We start from the raw sequence: 20,771 nt of genomic DNA on the forward strand, positions 1-20,771 counted from the left end.
TACGCCCGGCAAGCCTGCCCGCCGAGGCCCTGGCCGACGATGGGGCGGTGGACTGACATGACCGAAGCCCGAAACCACCCCCGTCACGCCGCGACCGAGGGTCGGCTCCTCGGTATCTCGAATGATTGGCGCGTCCTGCGCTTGTATGCCCCAGTTGTCACGGGGCCAGGTTTTTACATGTTCATTCATGTGCCATGTAATTCCTTGACGATCAAATCTGCCTGCGCCTACCGTCCGTGAGCGGCCTTCACTAGAAGGTCATGAACGTGACGGGTCTGGGGAGGCCCTGTGCCGGGGTGGGGGAGAGTTTTGTCTGTCAGCAGACGGAGGGCTGGGCGGGTGTTGGGCCCACTGCTTGGCCTTGCGCTCATGGCCGGGGCGGCTCCTGCCTATGCAGCCGGTGCCGGTGCTGTGGCCAAGGCGACTGCCAACGCCGGTGACTTGGTTACGGAGCAGACTGCGCTGGCGCAGGCCGCAGAGACCGGGGAGCCGGTCGAGATCACCGCGGCGCGTACCGAGTATGCGACGACCGAGGCGAATCCCGACGGCTCGTTCACGCTGACCCAGTCGACGGCACCGCGGCGTGTGCGGGCAAGTGACGGTTCGTGGCAGGGCGTGGACACGACGTTGGTGCACCGTTCCGACGGTTCTGTGGGACCGAAGGCCGCTGTGGTGGATCTGGCGTTCGCCGGCGGCGGCGGGAAGGACATGATTCGTCTGGGCGGTAAGCAGGGCTCGGTGTCTTTGGGCTGGCCCGGTGTGCTGCCGGAGCCGACCATTAACGGTGCGACTGCCACGTATGCGAATGTCATGGCGGGTGTCGACCTGGAGTTGACGGCGACGGCCGAGGGCTATCACGAGGTTTTGGTCGTCAAGTCGGCTGAGGCTGCTGCTAGTTCAGAGCTGGAGCAGGTGACGCTGTCGGTTTCCGGTGATGGCTTGCAGGTTGTGCCGGGAGCCGGCGGAGGCCTGCGCGCGGTCGACGAGAACGGCAACACGGTCTTCAAGGGTCCGGCTGGTCAGATGTGGGATTCTGCTGGTGACCAGGCGCCTGCGGCCCAGCAGACCCGCGCAGTGGCGGCGGATGATCCGCAGGATCCAGCCGGTGAGGGCGATTCCACGCAGCCGGGGACAGGCGATGCCACAGCGGTGCTTCCGGTGAGGGTCGAGGGTGAGGCTGTCTCGGTGACGCCGGATCTGGACCTGCTGCGGGGTGCGGGGACGGTGTATCCCGTGCGCATCGACCCGTCGGTCGGGCTCGGGGTGTCCGAGCGGTCGGTGATCTCGTCGGACGGCGACCGATGGTGGCAGTTCAAGGGGGAGTACGGGGTCGGGCTGTGCGGGAACGCGGACGGCTACTACTGCGGCAACGGATACAAGAACCGGATGCTGTACGAACTCTCGCCGAGCCAGCTCGCGGGCAAGTACATTCTGGATGCAACCTTCCGAGCATTTGAAACGTGGTCGTTCAACTGCGACGCGCACTGGGTGGATCTGGTGCGGACCGACAATATGTCCGAAGGTACCCGCTGGCCAGGACCGAAGATTCTGGATCTGATGGGCGACCGGAACGTGTCCTACGGCCGCGGTGACAACTGCGACCCGTCGCAGCCCGACCACTGGGTCGAGTTCAACGACAATCCCACTGAGCCGGATGAGAACCTCAAGTCCACGGTGCGCTCGTTCGCCGATGGGAAGATCAAACGCCTGACCTTCATGCTGAAGGCCAAGGACGAGAATGACGCGCGGTCTTGGAAGCGGTTCGACGACAATGCCGAGCTCAAGGTCAACTACGCCCATCAGCCGGGCGTCCCGACCAATGTGGGAGTCGTTCCGGGTAACGGCAGCACTTCGTACTGCAGGACGTCGTCGACGGACCCGTTGATGGTGACCCGTGTTGACCCGATGGTCCAGGCACGCGTTCAGACGAAGGTCGAAGCTCACCTGGGGGATGAGGAGGGATCGCTGCAGGCTGAGTACATTGTCGAGCGGGGTGACGACGCCGCATGGCATCAGGTCTGGTCCGACTATCGCCCGGCCAGTGGCTGGGTACCGGATGAGACACTGCAGAGCCTGCGCACGTCCAATCGTGCGGATGGTGGCCTGTATCGCCTCAAGGCGCGCACTCAGTCCCACTGGTCATATGACGGTGCTTCGGGTGATCTGTTCTCCCCGTACTCGTCGTGGTGCTACTTCAAAATTGACTCGACTGCGCCGAAGACCCCGACCATTACGGCGGGCGCCCCATACACTGCATGCACGGTGACGTTGTGTGAGGGCAAGGGCGGCCCCGGAGTACCGGGCAGTTTCACCTTCGCACCCAACGCCGCGGACACCGATGTCAAGGCCTACCGGTGGCGTCTGTTGACGACCTCGGCCCAGGACACCAAACAGGTCAGTGGATCCACCGTGACCGTCAATGACGTCACTCCGTCACTGACTGGTACCCAGGTGCTGTCGGTCGAGGCCAGCGACCTCAAGCTCGACTCCTCCGGCCGGACGAGGTGGGGAACACCGGCGGAATTCACGTTCAAGGTCTCACCGGCAAGCGGCCCGGTCGGCCGATGGCACCTGGATGACGGGGCTCCCGGTTCAGGCATTATGACCGCCAAGGACACGGCCACTGAGGCCGGTGCCCGTCACGATGCGACGTTTTTCGGTGCAGATGGTACGGGTTGGTCGACGCGTGCACGCCGCGGTGATCTGGACTATTCGCTGCGTCTCAATGACGACACCACGGATCCGGCAAAGCAGGTTGGCTACGCGGCCACCGCCACCGCCGCGGTGAACACGAAGGACTCGTTCACGGTCTCTGCATGGGTGCAGTTGTCGAACCCGTCGGCGACCCGGGTGGTGCTGACCGAGCCCGGCACGAACGGCAGTGCGTTCGCTCTGTACTACTCCTCCAGCGGCAAGCAGTGGATCTTCAATCGTACGGACAGGGATCAGGCGGTTCACACGTTCGTCCGCTCCGTTGCCGACCAGGTGAACCCACCGCTGAACGTATGGACACACCTGACTGGCGTCTTCGACACCAAGGGCGACGCAGACAAGAGCAACGACACCATCCAGCTGTTCGTGAACGGACGCCCGCAGGGACAACCCGTCGTGCTGATCAAGAGTGCACCGAACTACGAGCCCTGGACCGCCAACGAAGGCCTGCAGATGGGACGTTCAAAGGTCAGCGGCAAGTACGGCGAGAACTTCTTCGGTCTCCTGGACGAGGTAGCCGTGTGGCAGCGCCCCCTCACCGGCGACGAGATCGCCAAGGAGGCGCAGGCCGCTGTGGACGACATGCCGACCAACGAGCTCGTGGCCCAGTGGGATGCCGCTGGTGCCACGGCCACGGTGATACCCGAGACCACGGCCTACCCCGTGGCATCGATGAAGCTGGCGGGAGGTGCCGCTCCGAACGCAGACCAGAGTGCGGTGGTACTCAACGGAACCACCGGCTACGCCTCCATGACCGGCCCGGTGGTCGACGAGAGCGGGTCCTTCACGGTCTCGGCATCGGTGGAGGTGGATTCCGAGGCACTGGCGGCGAAGCCGGTGGGCTACACCGGACAGGTGGCCGGCCAGCGCACGGGCAATGAATCAGCCTGGGCGCTGTGGATCACCAAGCCCGCAGCCGGTACGTATCAGTGGAAGTTCACCCGGACCGCCCTCGGCTCGGACGGCAAAGTCATCCAGAGTGCAGAGGTTCCGGGCGGGGATCTCGCAGAGACCGACACGTGGGTCCAGGTGACCGGAGTTTTCGACGCCCAGGAAGTCTGGGACGACACCTCCGATCCGTCCAAGACAGTGTCCCGCTACGGAAAGCTGCACCTGTACGTCGGTGGCTTTGATCAACCGTCCGATGCGAGTTCAGGCTTTACAGCGGCCCAGCCCGGTAGTGGCGAACTGGCCATGGGCCGTGGTGCCAAGGGCGGAACCACTGGCAACTACCTGGCCGGCAGCCTTGAGGGCCTGCGGGTCTGGACAGGCGCTATGACGGCGGATCAGGTCAGCTCCCAAGTACAGCCCGGATCGGGCGCAGGCTGACTGGCGAGTCAGGTGGCGGCACCGGTCGAGCCGCCACCTGGCCGCCCTGTTGCGCAGGCTTTCAGATTCATTGCGTTGCCCACCAAACGTCCCCCTCGGCACTGGCCGCGGGGCAAGAACGCCGGCCGCCCGAGGTGGCCCATGCGGGGAGCGGAAACCAGATGAACGGGTTCGGATCAGCTATGCGTGCGCGCAGAAGCGGACCAGGCGGCGCAGCCTGGACACGGCGGATCGCGGCGCTTGCCGGCTTCACTCTCATACCGGGACTGCTGTCGCCGGTCGCGTTCGCAGCGCATGCTGATCCGCTGGGTAAACCGCAAGTGGAGCTGCACCCCGACAAGGTGTCGCCGTTCACCGCGAAAGTGAACAACAAGGCCGCGGCGGCGGTGAAGAAGTCGGCTGCCGAAGGCCGAGTTGCCGTCGCACGGGCCAAGAAGGACCGCGAGAAGGTCGTCACCTGGCCGACATCCGGGCGAGCCGCAATGACCCTGCCGGCGTCGGGGCCGGCGAAGGCGTCGCCCGGTGCGCTCCCGCTCACTCTGAACCGTCCCCACCAGGCCAAGGGGAAGAAGCAACCCAAGTCGGCCGACTCGGTCGAGGTCAAGGTCCTTGACCAGAAACAGGCAGCGAAACTGGGCGTCAAGGGCATTGTCCTGTCCGTAACCGGTCCTGCCACCGGTGGCAGCGTCCGACTCGGTATCGATTACGACAAGTTCGCCTCCGCCTACGGAGGAGACTGGGCCGGTCGACTACAGGCCTTGCGCCTCCCGGCCTGCGCACTGAGCAGTCCGACAAAGTCCGCCTGCCGTACCCGTGCACCCCTTGAGTTCACCAACCACCGTAAGCACAACCGCATCGATACACAGCTGACCTTCGGTACGGAACCTACTGCCGGGCCTGCGGCCAAGGCCCAAGGACGCACGATGGTCGTGGCGCTGGCTGCGGGCACCAAGTCAGGCGGCGGCGACTACAAGGCGACCCCGCTGGATGCTTCCTCGACCTGGGAGGCAGGAGGCTCTTCCGGTACGTTCACCTGGTCGTATCCCTTGCGCACGCCGCCCGCGGCGGCGGGGCCGGCGCCTGATCTGTCGATCTCCTACGACTCCGGTGCGGTGGACGGTCAGACCGCGAACTCCAATAACCAGGGCACCACGATCGGTACCGGTTTCGATATCACCTCGTCGTATGTCGAGCGCAAATACGGCGTCTGTGACGACGACGGTCAGCCGGACAAGTTTGATCTGTGCTGGAAGTACGACAACGCGTCGCTCGTCCTCAACGGCAAGTCCAGTGAGCTGGTCAAGGACGACACGTCAGGAAAGTGGCGGCTGAAGAACGACGACGCCTCCACTGTCACGCATTCCACCGGTGCCGAGAACGGCGACGACGGCGACGCGGGCGTCGACGGCAAGGGCGAGTACTGGACGGTCACCACGGGGGACGGTACGAAGTACGTCTTCGGTCTCAACAAGCTGGATGGTGCAGGCACTGCTGACCGCACCGACTCGGTATGGACAGTGCCGGTCTTCGGCGACGACTCCGGCGAGCCCGGCTATGCGGACGGCACCAGCTTCTCCGGCCGGGCCAAGAAGCAGGCATGGCGGTGGAACCTCGACTATGTCGAGGACACCCACAAGAACGCCATGTCCTACTGGTACACGGCTGAGACCAACAACTACGACCAGCTCGGCGACGACAACACCGGCACCTCCTACACCCGCGGCGGATACCTGAACGAAATCCGCTACGGACAGCGAGCCGACGGCCTCTTCGCCACCCAGCCCGCCTCGAACAAGGTGACTTTCACCTACGACGAACGCTGCGACGCATCCGGCACCGGCTGCGACTCCCTGACCGAGGACACCCGGGACAACTGGCCGGACGTTCCGTTCGACGCCGTCTGCAAGGACGGCGGCAAGTGCACCGGCAACGTCAGTCCGACCTTCTTCTCCCGCAAGCGGATGACCGGTATCACCACCTACGCCTGGGACGCCGCAGCGGCCACCCCCGGCTTCTCCGCCGTGGACAACTGGACACTGAAGCAGCACTACGTCGACCCCGGTGACACGGGTGACTCGACGGACCAGTCCCTATGGCTGGACGAGATCAAGCACACCGGCAAGCGCGGCACCGACCTGGCCCTGGACCCGGTCGTCTTCACCCCTGAGTCCCACCCCAACCGTGTCGACTCACCCACCGACGACATCCTGTCCCTGGAAAAGCCGCGCCTGAAGACGGTCACGTCCGAGGCCGGAGCACAGACCATCGTCACCTACATGGACGCCGGCTGCACGTCCAGGGACACGCTGCCTCGCCCGGACCAGAACACCGGACGCTGCTACCCGGTGTTCTGGTCCCCGAACGGGGAGAAGACACCGATCCTGGACTGGTTCCAGAAATACCCGGTCTCCTCAGTTTCCACCACAGACCCCCACGGCGGCTCCGAAGCCGTAGAGAACACCTACAGCTACGACGGTGGCGGTGCCTGGCACTACAACGACGACCCGATGACCAAGGAGAAGGAACGCACCTGGTCCATCTGGCGCGGCTTTGGTCAGGTCACCCACCTCACCGGCGTTCCCGGCAAGCCCCAGTCGAAGACAGTCACCATCTACATGCGCGGTATGAACGGCGACCGCGTCCTCAAGGACGACGGGAAAACCCTCGACCCGGACAAACGGAAGACCGTCAAGGTCACCGGCATCAAGGCCGCGGAGATCACTGACTCCGAACCGTACGCGGGATTCACCCGCGAAACAGTTACCTACAACGGTGCCAACGAGGTCGGCGGCACCATCAGCGACCCGTGGTCGAAGAGAACGGCCACACAGCACAAGTCGTACGCGGACACCGAGGCGTACTACGTGCGCACCGCCGCCACCCACACCCGCACCAATATCACCAGCAGCGGCACGCCCAAGGACCGGGTCCGTTCCACCGTCACCACCTTCGACGACTACGGCATGCCCGAAACCGTCGAGGACAAGGGCGACGACGCCATCACGGGTGACGAGAAGTGCACCCGCACCTGGTACGCCCGCAACGACACCCTGGCCATCAACTCCCTGGCAGCCCGCACCCGCACGGTCACCAAGCCCTGCTCCACCGCGGACTCCGCGCTGGACCTGCCCGCAGACTCCACCAGTCCCGGCGACGTCATCTCCGACATCGCCACCGCGTACGACACCACTACCTGGAGTGCGACACAGAAGCCCACCAAGGGTGAAGTCCAGTGGACGGGCCGGGCCAAGTCCTACGGTCCCGATGACGCGCCGGTCTTCCAGAAGCTCGTTACCACGACGTACGACATCCTCGGCCGGCCACTCACCGTCAAGGACACCAACGACGCACTCGTCACAACCGCGGCATACATTCCGTCCGGCAAGATCGGCCCTCTGACTTCCAGCACGAGCACCAACATCAAGGGCTACACCACAACCACAACGGTGGACTTCGCGACCGGCGCCGCCACCAAGGTCACCGACCCCAACGACAAGATCACCGAGTCCGAGTACGACTCGCTGGGCCGGGTCACCAAAGTGTGGCTGCCCAACCGACTCAAGATCCTGAACGCCACCCCGAACTACGTCTACAACTACAGCATCACGGCCACGGACACACCGTGGGTGTCGACCGGCTCACTCAAAGGCGACGGTTCCGGCTACAACACCGCCTACGAGATCTACGACTCCCTGCTGCGGCCCCGGCAGACGCAGACCCCCTCGCCCAACGGCGGGACCATCGTCGCCGAGACCCTGTACGACGAGCGAGGACTCTCCGTCACCAGCCTGGCGGATATCTGGGCGGACAAGACAGTCCCGTCCGGGAAACTGGTGGGAACCGAGGGCAGCCAGGCACCCATGGAAAGCGACACCACCTACGACGGTGCCGGGCGTGCCACCTTGTCGGTGACCAAGGTCCGGGGTGTCGAACGCTTCAAGACCAAGACCGACTACACCGGTGACACCGTGTCCAACAGCGCCCCAGCAGGCGGACAGGCCACGATGGTCACCACCAACACACTGGGACAGACGACAGAGCGCCGCGAGTACGCAGGACCACAGGCGACCGGCAGCGACTACACCACCACGGGCTACGAATACACCCCGGCCGGCCAGCAGAAGATCGTCACCGGGCCCGACCAGACCAAGTGGTCATACACGTACGACCTCTTCGGACGCCAGGACAGCGCCACCGACCCGGACAAGGGCACCTCACACACCCACTACAACGCGCTCGACCAGGTGACCAGCACCAGCGACTCCCGCGGCAAGACCCTCATCTCCGAGTACGACAACCTCGGCCGCCAGACCGGTCTGTGGGACGGGACCAAGTCCGACGCCACCCAGCTCGCCTCCTGGGCCTTCGACGACCTGGCCAAGGGCCAGCAGGACACGGCCACCCGCTATGACGGCGGCCTGACCGGCAAGGCGTACACCACCAAGGTCACCGCCTACGACAACCTCTACCAGGTCACCGGCAGCCAGCTCATCCTGCCCGACAAGGACAAGGAGCCACTGGTCGACGCCGGCGTCCCCAAGACACTGTCCTTCACCACCGGCTACAACATCGACGGCACCATCAAGCAGGCATCCCAGCCCGCCGTCGCGGGCCTTGCGGCCGAGACCGTCTCCAACAAGTACAACGCCCTCGGCCAGCAGACCGCCGCTCAGGGCACCACCGCCTACCTCCAAACAGCCGCCTATTCCCCGCAAGGAGACCTGCGCCAGCTCACCCTCGGCACCGACTCCACCTCCTCGGCGAAGAAGGCCTACCTCAACTACGACTACGAGGACGGCACCCGCCGTCTGACCCGCTCCTACGTCACCGACGACGTCCACGGCTACATGCCGCAAGAACTGAAATTCACCCAGGACGACGCAGGCAACGTCACCTCCATCTTCGACGCCAGCACCCAGGGCGGCACCACGAAGGCGGACTACCAGTGCTTCACCTACGACGGCAACCGCCGCCTGACCGAAGCCTGGACCCCCAAGACCGAAGACTGCGCCACCAGCGGACGCACCACCGCCAACATCGACGGCGCAGCCCCCTACTGGACCAGCTACGCGTACAACACGCCGGGCCAGCGCAAGACCGAGAAGCAGCACGCCGCCTCGGGAGACACCACAACCAACTACGCGTACGGCACCACCAGAGGCCAGCCCCACCCGCTGACCACAACCACCGGCCCCAAGACCAGCACCTACGACTACGACGCAACCGGCAACACCACGAGCCGGCCAGGCACCCAGGCCCAGCAGACCCTGGTCTGGAACTCCGAGGGCAAACTCGTCTCCACCAGCGAACCCGCAGCCGACAGCAAGCCGAAGCTGGAAACCAACTACCTGTACGACGCCTCCGGCGAACTTCTGATCCGGCGCGCGGTCGGAGACGGCGACACCGTGCTCTACCTCGGTGGCACGGAAGTCCGCCTCACCACCAAGGGCACGACGAAGGCCCTGTCCGGTACCCGCTACTACACCGCCGCCGGCCAGACCATCGCCGTACGCACCGCCACCAGCGGTATCAGCGGCACCAAGCTCAACTTCCTCTGCTCAGACCCCCACGGCACCGCCGCCCTGGTCCTCGAACCCACCACCTGGGCCGTCACCAAGCGCTACACCACCCCCTTCGGCTCCACCCGCGGAACGAAACCCACCACCTGGCCCGACGACAAGGCCTTCCTCGGCAAGCCCGCCGACAACACCACAGGCCTCACCCACATCGGCGCCCGCGAATACGACCCCGGAATCGGCCAATTCATCAGCGTCGACCCACTCCTTTCGGTTGACCAGCACCAGTCGCTCAATGGGTACGCCTACGCCAACAACACTCCGGTCACGGTCAGTGATCCCTCCGGGCTCGGGGTGTGCATGCCTGAAATCGGCTGTGGTGGTGTCGATTCCGTTCAGGATTCCGTCAAGAAGGACAAGAAGAGGAATCCAGAAAAGTACGACGGCATTGACGACACCTCCGGAACCGCCAGCAGCGGTACGGCCGGCGGAGGCGGTTCCGGTGGCAGCGGGAAGCATTGCGGCTTCTGGTCCAAATGCGGATGGTCGAACGCCTGGGAAGACACCAAAGACTGGGCGCAGGACCACAAAGAGATCGTTGTGGCGGCCACTGAAATCGTCACTGGGGGCGCCTGCTATCTCTCGTCCATAGGCAGCGCACCGGCAACCGGTGGCGCCAGCCTCGCCGTGACCGCAGGATGCGGTGCGATCGCAGGTGCCGCAGGCGCTGCGGTAAACAACGCCCTGTCCGAGGACGCAGACCACAGCACCGCCGGCGAAGTCTCAGACATGATCGACGGTGCCCTGTGGGGAGCCGCCAGCGCTGTGGTGACCACTGCCATCGCCGGGAAGATCCTCGAGAAGGTGATGGGGGGATGCCACAGCTTTCTTCCCGGAACTGGAGTTCTGCTCGCTGACGGCAGCCACAAAGCAATCGAGGACGTGGAAGTCGGCGACACCGTAACAACAACCGACGTTGCGACGGGCAAGAGCGTCAAAAAGAAAGTCATCTCCACTATTACGACGGAAGATGACAAAGAGTTCACTGAAATCACCATCACCACAGGCGACACGCTCTCCAGCATCGTAGCCACCGACACCCACCCCTTCTGGGTACCCGAACTCAAACAATGGATCCGCGCCGGCGACCTCCAAGTCGGACAGTGGCTCAGGACAAGCGCAGGAACGCACGTCCAGATCACCGCGCTCAGCCACTACACCAAGCGCCAACGCACCCACGACCTCACCATCCAGGACATCCACGCCTATTATGTGCTTGCTGGTGTCGTGTCAGTGCTGGCGCATAACTGTGGCACTGGAGATCCAGCTCTGGGAGTTAGCGCAGCCATTGATGGAAGGGTGAGCTTTCAGGGCATCGAAGAGGGCAGGATGGCAGGTGCGCTATTTCTTGGAAGCAGTAGAGATTCGATCCCATTGGCATCCGGGTTCAAAAATGCTGCACCTGACTACGTTCCTCCATCTGGAGCGCAATCGAATTATCGTTCCCATGTGGAGCCCCAGGCGGTAGCAAGAATGATTAAAGATAGCGCTACGGAGGCCCATCTCTACCTTGACGGGCACTTCATCTGCTCCACGTGCAAGGTGACCTTGCCAGACATGCTTCCCACAAATTCAAGACTGACAATTACCTATTTTGACGGCGTTGAGTTTGTAACCCCGCCGCCATTTATTGGTAATTAGTAAAATGAAATGCCTCGGTGAGTGAATCTCCGGGGCATTTCATTTTGGTGACGGTGCTTAAAGTTGAATCTTCCGCCATTCTATTTCTTGGATCTCGTCCAGATAGGACAAATCTCGGAGGTCGTTGCTTGCTACCCGCGCGGTTGCGTACCCGGGTTTATTGAATTGGGGGTATCGAATATTCTCGAAGGGATCGATCGTTGCAACGATGGTTTCATTCATGAAAATTCGACAATTTGGATTATCGTGCCAGCGCCATCCGCCGAATCCAACCTGTTCCAAGGGTGCGAGGACGTGCGTGAGTCGATCAATCCTCAACTCGCTGCAATATTGCTGGAATCGCGCAGTTGTGGTGATCTCCTGCACGGCGTGGTGTTTGATGGTTTCTGAAAGTGTCTCTGCGCTCCGTTTCCACTCCTCGCCGATTTCGCCTTCGTAGACGATGTCTGGATTCTCGGAATCGAATGCTGATCTCCATTCTTGGGATTCCTCTTCCAGGAAAATGGCTTTACGGTTCACTAGTTTGATTCGCTCGAGTGGGATCATCCTGTTGTGGCGCGCGAGAGGTCTATCCCATTGCGAGGAGAGTCTGTGCCACTCTTTGAGAGGTGTGGGTAGCCAGTCATATTCGGCAGGAAGCGGATCTGGTGGCAAATCTGGTGAGCCGTACCAATTCGCAAGAAAGTCGGCCAAATTGATAGATGCTGGATTGATCATGCTGGCATTATGTCAGGGCTCATCCTGGGCGAACTAGCTAGGCGTACCGGTTCGGCTCATCAGGTCGGAGATTTCCGAACTGTTGCTCGGATCGGGCTGTGCCGCTCAGGGCGCGCTGCCGCAGTTGGGCGGGTGGGCGTCACGTCCTGGGTGAGGAGGGGATGCGTCGCCATCTGGAGGTCGGACCGGTGCATCGATAGCGTGGCGTTGGCGACCTGGGGCGTGTGAGGACGTCGACCACATTCGTCCTCTGGTCGTTCCCACTCGGCTGTCTCACGGCACCGATCGCGACATCCACATTACGAAGAGCCTCCCGACCTGCGAAGAAGTTCGTGGTCATGCAGCTAATCAGCGGTCTGTCGATGCCTCCGAAGCCGGTGACATCGCCCCGTCCTCCTCACCGCCGACCACAACGCCTCACGCGACTGGCTGCCCTGCCTCGGGCTGCGGTAATGACGCCAGCGTCCGACCGTGCCACAGCCGCCGTCCGCGCGGGTGAAGGCACTCGGCCCGGCACGGCAAGGACTCTTTGTCTCGGCCCGGCACGGCCTGCGTGAAGCGCTCTCTCCGCTCGCCCGTGTGTGAGGTGCAGTGGCGAACTCACCTGTCCTGGAACGCTCCTGGATTGCTACGGGCACGTCCTGCGAGTCGACCTCGGCGTGATTCCGGAGCGTGAGCGCCGTGGGCAACTCGACAAACAACGCCTCGCTCCAATGACTGATCCAGGACGTCGAAGAGTGTCAACGGGTCAGTAATAAAACATGAATGCTTTCCATCATCACAGGGAAGGCCCCACCGAATGGACCATCCGTGTGTCTGCGTGCATGGTCCTGCGCGTCGGCACCCGCGTCTACCTGGACATCGGCCCTGGTGGCGAACAGCCCTCCGACTTCCGCATCACCAACCTCATTCCCGCACGCAATCGCGGTGGCCTGCCCCAACTGTGCGCCCAGGTACGCAACACCGGGGCGCGGGCTGTGGACATCACCGGCAAGCTGATGCTGAAGAACGGCCCGGGCGGCCTGGCCGCAGGCCCCTTCACCAGCAACCAAGGCCCCACACTCGCCACCGGCGAAACCGGAGAAATCACCTTCACCCTCGGCACCAGCGTCCCCAAGGGGCCGCGGACGTCGGAAGTCACCCTGCGCAGCGGTCTCCTGGAACACACCGCCGCCGGGCACCTCTCCTTCCCCGATACCGGGGACGGCAGACCCGTGCGCGCCGTGATCACCGCCGGTTCCGGCCGCGCGCTCTGGGCAGCAGGCGCCGCAACCCTTGTCGCCCTCGGTCTGCTCGCACTCGCCGTACGCAAACGCGGCCGGAACACCCGCCTCCTGACCTCACACACCAAGGCGCCGACGGACATTCGTGCACACCCGTATCCTGCACACCGCCGTCCTGTTCACGGCGGTCATCCAGCCCTCACCGACACCATCCGCCTCCGCGCCGGCCACGGGCACACCGAGCGCGGAGGCAGCCGGGCCGGGAGCCGCTCCCACCACTGCGAATACACCGCAGGGCAGCGGCCCGTCCTCCCGCCGGGCGAAGCCGCCCCCCACGCGGGCCCTGGCACAGCCAAGTCTGACCATCACCGTGCCGACGACCGCCAACCTGGGCGGTGCCTCGGTCGGCAGTACCCACAGTGCGCAACTGGGGACCATCGCGGTCACAGGAAGCGATGTATCACAGTGGGACGTCACGGTGACCGCGACCGCCCTGACCACCGCAGGCGGCAGCATTGCCACCGGCAACATCGCCTACTGGTCCGGACCCGTCACCGCCGACTCGGGCAACGACGCATGCCACCCCCAGACGGACGACTGCTGCCGAACAAGTCACTCTCGACGCGGCTCGCAAGGCCTTCTCCCACTCGGGAGCGACCGCGACCGAGAGCTGTAGCTGGAATCCCACTCTGGTCGTCACCGTGCCCACCACCGCAGCCGTCGGCCAGTACACCGGCACGATCACCCATTCCGTCGCCTGACCGGTCCGGGCCGTCCTGGAGGATCCCTCCGGTTTCGCCATCGAGCAGACCTGAGGTCACGGAGTCGGGGCAGGGTGCCAGGGTGCGTCAGGAAGGGTGGGACGGGCGTCTGCGGCCAGCCGGAGCGCGTACACCGGGCGTTCGCCGGGTACCGGGCCCAGGTAGTCGTGGCCGACCATGTGGCACCAGGCCGGCAGGTCGAGGGGTGCGGCCGGATCCGTCGCGATCACGTGCACCACGGTGCCCGGCGGCGTCCCCTCGATCCGCTTGCGGAGACGCAGCAGGAGCGTGACGCACAGCAGTCCGGTGCCATCAACGGTGATGTCCGGCGGGGCGTCAGGTCGGAGCTCACCGGTCCGGGTGACGCGCCACGGGCTCGTCCCGGAGGGCGTCGGCCAGGGCTTGGCGCAGCTGGTCGGCCGTCGGCATGCCGGCCAGGCCCTCCGGGGTCCGGTACATGCGGCAGGTCAGTCCCGGGGCCCGGCCGGGCTCGGCGAAGGGGTCGCGTCCGTCGATCAGGATCGTGGGCGAGCCGGTGAAGTGCGCGGCCTCCGCCTCGGCCTGGCTGGTGATGGTGCGGGTCCGGCACGTCACATCGTGCAGGCCCAGCCTGTCGAGCTCCTGATGGAGACGGTCGGCGGCGGTCCGGGTGTTCGGGCAGTCGGGCACGACCAGCAGTTCGATGTTCATGGCGTTGTTGTGCATGTTGTGCTCCCGTATGGCTCAGGTGCGGCAGTGGCAGGGTCGGCCTCCGAAGCGGCGGCCGGCGTCGTGGTGTCGGTACGTCAGGAGTGCCGACGGCTCACCGCACCCGCAGCGCGAACCACAGTTCCGTCCGTACGTCCATGTCGTCCAGGTCCGCGTCCAGCAGCGTCGTGCAGCGGGTGATGCGTTGGCGGACCGTGTTGCGGTGGACCTGGAGGGCCGTTGCCGTGCGGTCCCAGCTGCCGTGGAGGCTCAGCCAGCAGCGCAGGGTCTCGGTCAGGGGTTCGGTGAGCGGGGCGAGGAGGGCGCGGGCGTGGGCCTCGGCCTGGGCCGGGGGGATCAGGGCGGCCAGGCCTGTTCCGGTGTCGGTGTGGTGGTGGGCCAGTGGGGTGCGGGTGGCCACGGCTCGGCCCAGGGCGCGGGATGCCTGGCCGTCGGCGAGGTCGAGGGCCGTGATGGGTGCGGGGGCGGAGGCGCCGAGCGTCCAACCGGGCTGCGGGGTGATCCGGTCGCCGCCGGGGATCAGCACCCTGACGGCGTCGCCGCCCCGGCCCGCGTCGACCAGGGCCGAGCCCAGAGCGGCGCCCAGTGCGCCGGCGGTCAGCGGGTCGACCGGGCCGTCGCCGCTGCGGCGCGCGTGCACCACCGTCCACTGCTCGGCGCCACCGAGCAGCGGGGCGACATCCTGCGGGTCCGCGCCCAGCAGCATCCGTACGAGCGCGGCCGACCGGCCCGCCGCGTCGGCCCCCTGATGCGGGGCGGCCAGCAGGGAGAGCAGGACGACCGCGACCCCGGCGATCGTGTGGTTGCCCGCCTCGCGCCGGTCCGTCGCCAGCGCCAGGACGAGGCCCTGGCCGCCACCCAGTGCGTACGCGGACAGGTGCGCGTCCCGCAACGTGTCGGTGGCGGACGACGGGGCGTGACGCGTCACGGCGGAGACCACCCGGGTGAGCCGGGCCAGCGCCGCCCCGATGTCGGGGGCCGGGCGGCGGCCCGCCGCGTGCAGCTCCTCGCCGTCCGCGGAGAGCAGCACCGCCCGGCCCTCCAGCTGGGCCGCCAGCTGGTGCAGCACCGCGGGGATCGGGTCGGGCCGGGCCGCCGCCGTGGCCAGGGCCTGCTGGGCGCGGGTCACCCGGCGCAGCTCGCGATGCCGGGCCTCGGCCATCAGCCGCCACACCGCCCGGGCGATCGCCGTGAACGGGGTCTCGGGTGGCACCTCCACCAGCGGCAGACCATGCCGGTCGCACGCCTCGATCAGTGCCTGCGGCACCGTGTCGAACACCGGCGCCACCCCGAAACCGAGCGCCGCCGCCCCCGCCTCCACCAGCCGGGCCACATAGGCGTCCGGGTCCTTGAGCAGCACCCCGGCGCTCAGCAGCAGCTCACCGCCGAGCAGATACGGGTACGGGTCGGCCATCTCCGAGGTGTGCACCCACAGCAGATCCGCCTCGGCCGGCCCCGCGATCCGGTGCAGCCCGAGTTCCTCGCGGGCGAGCAGCTCGGTGAGCGGGATCGGGGGAGTGGGAGGAGCGGAAGGAGAGGGGGGAGCGGGCGGGGTGAGCCCGGCCAAGGCTTCAGGCATGGATAGTCCATCCATCAGTGACTTCAATTATGGATGAAACGTACACTTCAGCGTTGCTTGTGGGCCACCTACCGTCTTCACCACATACGACGTGCGCAGATGACTGAAACGGAGGAAGCCCATGGCTGTCGACTACGCGGTGATCATCGTCTATCTGGCCGGCATGCTCGCCATGGGCTGGTGGGGCATGCGCCGCGCCAAGTCCAAGAGCGAATTCCTGGTGGCGGGTCGCCGCCTCGGCCCCTGGATGTACTCCGGCACGATGGCTGCCATCGTCCTCGGCGGCGCTTCCACCATCGGCGGCGTCGGCCTCGGCTACCAGTACGGACTCTCCGGCGCCTGGATGGTCTTCGCCATCGGCCTCGGACTGCTCGCCCTGTCCGTCTTCTTCTCGGCGCGCATCGCCCGGCTGAAGGTCTACACCGTCTCCGAGATGCTCGACCTGCGCTACGGCGGCCGGGCCGGGCTCATCTCCGGTCTCGTCATGTGGGCGTACACACTGATGCTCGCGGTCACCTCGACCATCGCGTACGCCACCATCTTCGACGTCCTGTTCGACATGAACCGGACCGTCGCGATCATCCTCGGCGGCGCCATCGTCGTCGCGTACTCGACGCTCGGCGGCATGTGGTCGATCACGCTCACCGACATGGTGCAGTTCGTCGTCAAGACCATCGGTGTGCTGCTGCTCCTGCTCCCCATCGCGGTGATCAAGGCGGGTGGCTTCAGCGAGATGAAGGCCAAGCTGCCCACCGAGTACTTCGACCCGCTGGGCATCGGCGGCGAGACGATCTTCACGTATGTGCTGATCTACACCTTCGGCATGCTGATCGGCCAGGACATCTGGCAGCGGGTGTTCACCGCGAAGAGCGACCGGACGGCGCGCTGGGGCGGCACGGTCGCCGGTACGTACTGTCTCGTGTACGCGATCGCCGGCGCCGTCATCGGCACCGCCGCCAAGGTCCTGTACCCGAAGCTGCCCAGCGCGGACGCCGCGTTCGCCACCATCGTCAAGGACGAACTGCCGGTGGGTGTACGAGGGCTGGTCCTGGCCGCCGCACTGGCCGCGGTGATGTCCACGTCCTCCGGTGCGCTGATCGCCTGCGCCACCGTCGCCAACAACGACATCTGGTCCCGGCTGCGGGGCGTGGTGTCGCGGGGCGGCGGCGAGGAACACGACGAGGTGAGGGGCAACCGGGCCTTCATCCTCATCATGGGTGTCGCCGTCATCGCCATCGCCATCGCGCTCAACGACGTGGTCGAGGCTCTGACCGTCGCGTACAACCTGCTCGTCGGCGGGCTGCTGGTGCCGATCCTGGGCGGTCTGCTGTGGCGCCGGGGCACGGCGGCCGGTGCGCTGGCCTCGGTGGCCGTCGGTGGCCTCGCGGTGATCGGCCTGATGGCGTCGTACGGAATCCTCGCCAACGAACCGGTCTACTACGGCCTGCTGTCCTCGCTCGTGGTGTACGTGATCGTCTCGCTGGCCACGAAGCCGACCGACGCGGCTGTGCTGGCCGCCTGGCGCGAGCGGCTGGCGGGGCGGGGCGCCGAGAACACGGAGACTGCCCCGGAGCCGGTCACTGCGTAAGACCGGCATTGTCCGCACGCGCCGGACGGGCTTGATTTCGAATATCGTACGAACGCCCACAAAGCACGCAGCATCCCGCGTCACCACGCGTCACCACGCATCGCAACAAGAAAGGCACCCCCATGAGCAGCAACGAAACGCCGCGCGGTCCGATCGACTCCTCCCGCGTCCCGCGGTATGCCGGACCCGCGACGTTCGCCCGGCTGCCCCGCCTCGACGAGGTCCCCGCCGCGGATGTCGCCGTCGTCGGCGTGCCCTTCGACACGGGGGTCTCCTACCGTCCCGGTGCCCGCTTCGGCGGCAACGCGATCCGTGAGGCGTCGCGCCTGCTGCGCCCGTACAACCCGGCGCAGGACGCCTCGCCGTTCGCCCTCGCACAGGTCGCCGACGCCGGTGACATCGCCGCGAACCCGTTCAACATCAACGAGGCCGTCGAGACGATCGAGGCCGCCGCCGACGACCTCCTCTCCACCGGCGCCCGCCTGATGACGCTCGGCGGCGACCACACCATCGCGCTGCCGCTGCTGCGTTCCGTCGCGAAGAAGCACGGTCCGGTCGCCCTGCTCCACTTCGACGCACACCTCGACACCTGGGACACCTACTTCGGCGCCGAGTACACCCACGGAACCCCGTTCCGCCGGGCCGTCGAGGAGGGCATCCTCGACACCTCCGCCCTCTCCCACGTCGGCACCCGCGGCCCGCTCTACGGCAAGCAGGACCTGGACGACGACGCGAAGATGGGCTTCGGCATCGTCACCTCCGCCGACGTCATGCGCCGCGGTGTCGACGAGGTCGCCGACCAGCTGCGCCAGCGCATCGGCGACCGGCCGCTCTACATCTCCATCGACATCGACGTCCTGGACCCGGCGCACGCCCCCGGCACCGGCACCCCCGAGGCCGGCGGTCTGACCTCCCGCGAACTCCTGGAGATCGTCCGCGGGCTGTCCTCCTGCAACCTGGTCTCCGCCGACCTGGTCGAGGTCGCCCCCGCGTACGACCACGCCGAGATCACCTCCGTCGCCGCCTCCCACACGGCGTACGAACTGACGACGATCATGTCCCGCCAGATCGCAGAGGCCCGCACGAAGTGAGTCACGACCACCACGACGAGCGGCCGCAGCTCACCCCCGAGCAGATCGCGGCCGCCCTGAACCCCCCTGGCGGACGCAACGGCGGCGACCTCGTCGTCGAGACCCTCCAGGGCCTCGGCGCGACCACCGTCTTCGGCCTGCCCGGCCAGCACGCGCTGGGCATGTTCGACGCGCTGCGCCGCTCCTCCCTCTCGTACGTCGGGCTGCGCGTCGAGAACAACGCGGGCTTCGCCGCCGACGCGTACGGCCGCATCACCGGGGAAGTGGCGCCTCTGCTGCTCTCCACCGGGCCGGGTGCCCTCACCTCCCTCGCCGCGCTCCAGGAGGCGGCGGCGGCCTCCGCTCCCGTGCTGGCCATCTCCAGCCAGATCCCGACCGCGGGTCTGGGCGGCGGACGCCATGGCTACCTGCACGAACTGAGGGACCAGAAGGCGTCGTTCCGCGACATCGTGAAGTCGGTCCACACCATCCGTACGGCCTCCCAGATCCCGTCGGCGATCGCCGCCGCCTGGGAGTCCGCGCTGAGCGCCCCGCACGGCCCGGTCTGGATCGAGATCCCGCAGGACGTACTCCTCGCCGAGACCACCCTGCCCGTCGTCACGGCGATGGACGCCACCCCGCCCGTCCTGCACCCCCGCCCCGAACTGACCGCCGTGGCTGCGCACCTGCTGTCGAAGGCCGAGCGTCCGGCGATCATCGCGGGCGGCGGAGTCGTACGGTCCGACGCGTCCGGCAAGCTGCTCGCGCTCGCGGAGAAGCTCGACGCCCCGGTCGTCACCACCTTCGGCGGCAAGGGCGCCTTCCCGTGGGAGCACCCGCTCTCGCTCCAGTCCTGGCTGGAGGACCGCCACACGACGGACTTCCTGGAGTCCGCCGACGTGCTGCTGGTCATCGGCTCCGGGCTCGGTGAACTCTCCTCGAACTACCACACGTTCGCCCCGCGCGGTCGTGTCATCCAGATCGAGGCCGACGCCGGCAAGCTGGAGTCCAACCACCCCGCACTCGGCATCCACGCCGACGCCCGTGAAGCCCTGGCCGACCTCCTCGACGCGGTCGACCGCCGCGAGGATCCGTCGGCGCCGGACCGGGTCCGCAGGGTGATCGAAGCGGTACGGGACAGGATCGCCGGCCAGGAACTCACCCTGGAACAGCGGCTCATCGCCTCGGTCCGCCAGGCGCTGCCCGACACGTCCCCGAGCTTCTGGGACATGACGATCCTCGCCTACTGGGCGTGGTCCGCCTTCGACGCCCGCCACCCGAACACCATGCACTCGGCCCAGGGCGCGGGCGGTCTCGGCTACGGCTTCCCGGCCGCGCTCGGCGCGGCGGCCGCCGACCGCACGAAGCCGGTCCTGGCGGTCTCCGGCGACGGCGGCGCGATGTACTCGATCGCGGAACTGGCCACGGCACGCCAGTACGACCTCCCGGTCACCTGGCTGATCGTCGACGACGGCGGCTACGGCATCCTGCGCGAATACATGACGGGCGCCTTCGGCGAGGCCACGGCGACGGAACTCTCCCGCCCCGACTTCGTCGCCCTCGCCGGGTCCTTCGGCGTCCCGGCGGTCCTCACGACCCCCGAGTCGCTCGCCGACGACCTGGCGAAGTCCTTCGCGGAGCCGGGCCCTTCGGTGGTCGTGCTCCCGGCCCTGCTGAGGATGTTCGAGCCGACGCATCTGTAGGAGGCCTGCCTGCCCGTGACCCCGGCAGCCCGGGCCGCGGGCCCGCCCGCTCGTGCCACCGACGGGCCGTGCTCCGATGCGTACGTGATCATTGGCCGGTGGAAGCGCTTGGTGAACTCCCTGCCTCTCCCCGTCGCGGGAAGAGGCAGGGAGTTCCGGCCGGG

At 66.4% G+C, this 20,771-nt stretch carries 11 protein-coding genes; 6 read left to right on the plus strand and 5 right to left on the minus strand.

Going from position 1 to position 20,771, the window contains the following annotated elements; all coding sequences use genetic code 11:
* Positions 1–369: 369 nt before the first annotated feature.
* Complete coding sequence (locus OG953_RS28100; protein WP_405687732.1) at positions 370–4,041, plus strand: LamG domain-containing protein; 3,672 nt, start codon at positions 370–372, stop codon at positions 4,039–4,041.
* Positions 4,042–4,223: 182 nt separating this feature from the next.
* Positions 4,224–11,258: an RHS repeat-associated core domain-containing protein gene (locus OG953_RS28105; RefSeq protein ID WP_405687734.1), complete on the plus strand. Its 7,035-nt coding sequence runs from the start codon at positions 4,224–4,226 to the stop codon at positions 11,256–11,258.
* 57 nt (positions 11,259–11,315) lie between these two features.
* Here the strand turns inward: OG953_RS28105 and OG953_RS28110 are convergent, their stop codons facing one another.
* Both OG953_RS28110 and OG953_RS28115 read right to left on the minus strand, forming a co-directional pair.
* On the minus strand, positions 11,316–11,975 hold the full coding sequence (locus OG953_RS28110) for a hypothetical protein (RefSeq protein WP_405687736.1): 660 nt from the start codon (positions 11,973–11,975) through the stop codon (positions 11,316–11,318).
* A gap of 740 nt (positions 11,976–12,715) precedes the next feature.
* On the minus strand, positions 12,716–13,141 hold the full coding sequence (locus OG953_RS28115) for a hypothetical protein (protein ID WP_405687738.1): 426 nt from the start codon (positions 13,139–13,141) through the stop codon (positions 12,716–12,718).
* A gap of 202 nt (positions 13,142–13,343) precedes the next feature.
* On the opposite strand from OG953_RS28115, the gene OG953_RS28120 reads away from it, so the two are divergent.
* Entirely contained in the window at positions 13,344–13,874 is a 531-nt protein-coding gene (locus tag OG953_RS28120) for a hypothetical protein (protein WP_405687740.1), read from the plus strand.
* A gap of 141 nt (positions 13,875–14,015) precedes the next feature.
* Here the strand turns inward: OG953_RS28120 and OG953_RS28125 are convergent, their stop codons facing one another.
* From OG953_RS28125 to OG953_RS28135, 3 genes are all read right to left on the minus strand, one after another.
* Positions 14,016–14,282, minus strand: a complete 267-nt coding sequence (locus tag OG953_RS28125; RefSeq protein ID WP_405692110.1) for a sulfurtransferase TusA family protein — start codon at positions 14,280–14,282, stop codon at positions 14,016–14,018.
* 25 nt (positions 14,283–14,307) lie between these two features.
* A complete protein-coding gene (locus tag OG953_RS28130; protein WP_405687741.1) occupies positions 14,308–14,664 on the minus strand; it encodes a hypothetical protein in 357 nt (118 codons plus the stop codon).
* Positions 14,665–14,761: 97 nt separating this feature from the next.
* A complete protein-coding gene (locus tag OG953_RS28135) occupies positions 14,762–16,246 on the minus strand; it encodes a PucR family transcriptional regulator (RefSeq protein WP_405687743.1) in 1,485 nt (494 codons plus the stop codon).
* Positions 16,247–16,367: 121 nt separating this feature from the next.
* On the opposite strand from OG953_RS28135, the gene OG953_RS28140 reads away from it, so the two are divergent.
* The 3 genes from OG953_RS28140 (at position 16,368) to OG953_RS28150 (ending at position 20,607) form a co-directional block, all read left to right on the plus strand.
* Positions 16,368–17,834 (plus strand): sodium:solute symporter, encoded by a 1,467-nt coding sequence (locus tag OG953_RS28140; protein ID WP_405687745.1) that lies wholly within the window; start codon positions 16,368–16,370, stop codon positions 17,832–17,834.
* A 122-nt stretch (positions 17,835–17,956) separates the two neighbouring features.
* Complete coding sequence (gene speB, locus OG953_RS28145) at positions 17,957–18,925, plus strand: agmatinase (RefSeq protein ID WP_266361380.1); 969 nt, start codon at positions 17,957–17,959, stop codon at positions 18,923–18,925.
* Positions 18,922–20,607 carry a thiamine pyrophosphate-binding protein gene (locus tag OG953_RS28150; RefSeq protein WP_405687747.1) on the plus strand — a complete coding sequence of 562 codons (1,686 nt, stop codon included), beginning with the start codon at positions 18,922–18,924 and terminating at the stop codon, positions 20,605–20,607. The genes speB and OG953_RS28150 overlap by 4 nt, the downstream gene beginning before the upstream one ends.
* The last annotated feature ends 164 nt before the right edge of the window (positions 20,608–20,771 follow it).

Origin of the sequence: Streptomyces sp. NBC_00057 (genome assembly GCF_045041165.1) — a bacterium.
Taxonomy (GTDB): domain Bacteria; phylum Actinomycetota; class Actinomycetes; order Streptomycetales; family Streptomycetaceae; genus Streptomyces.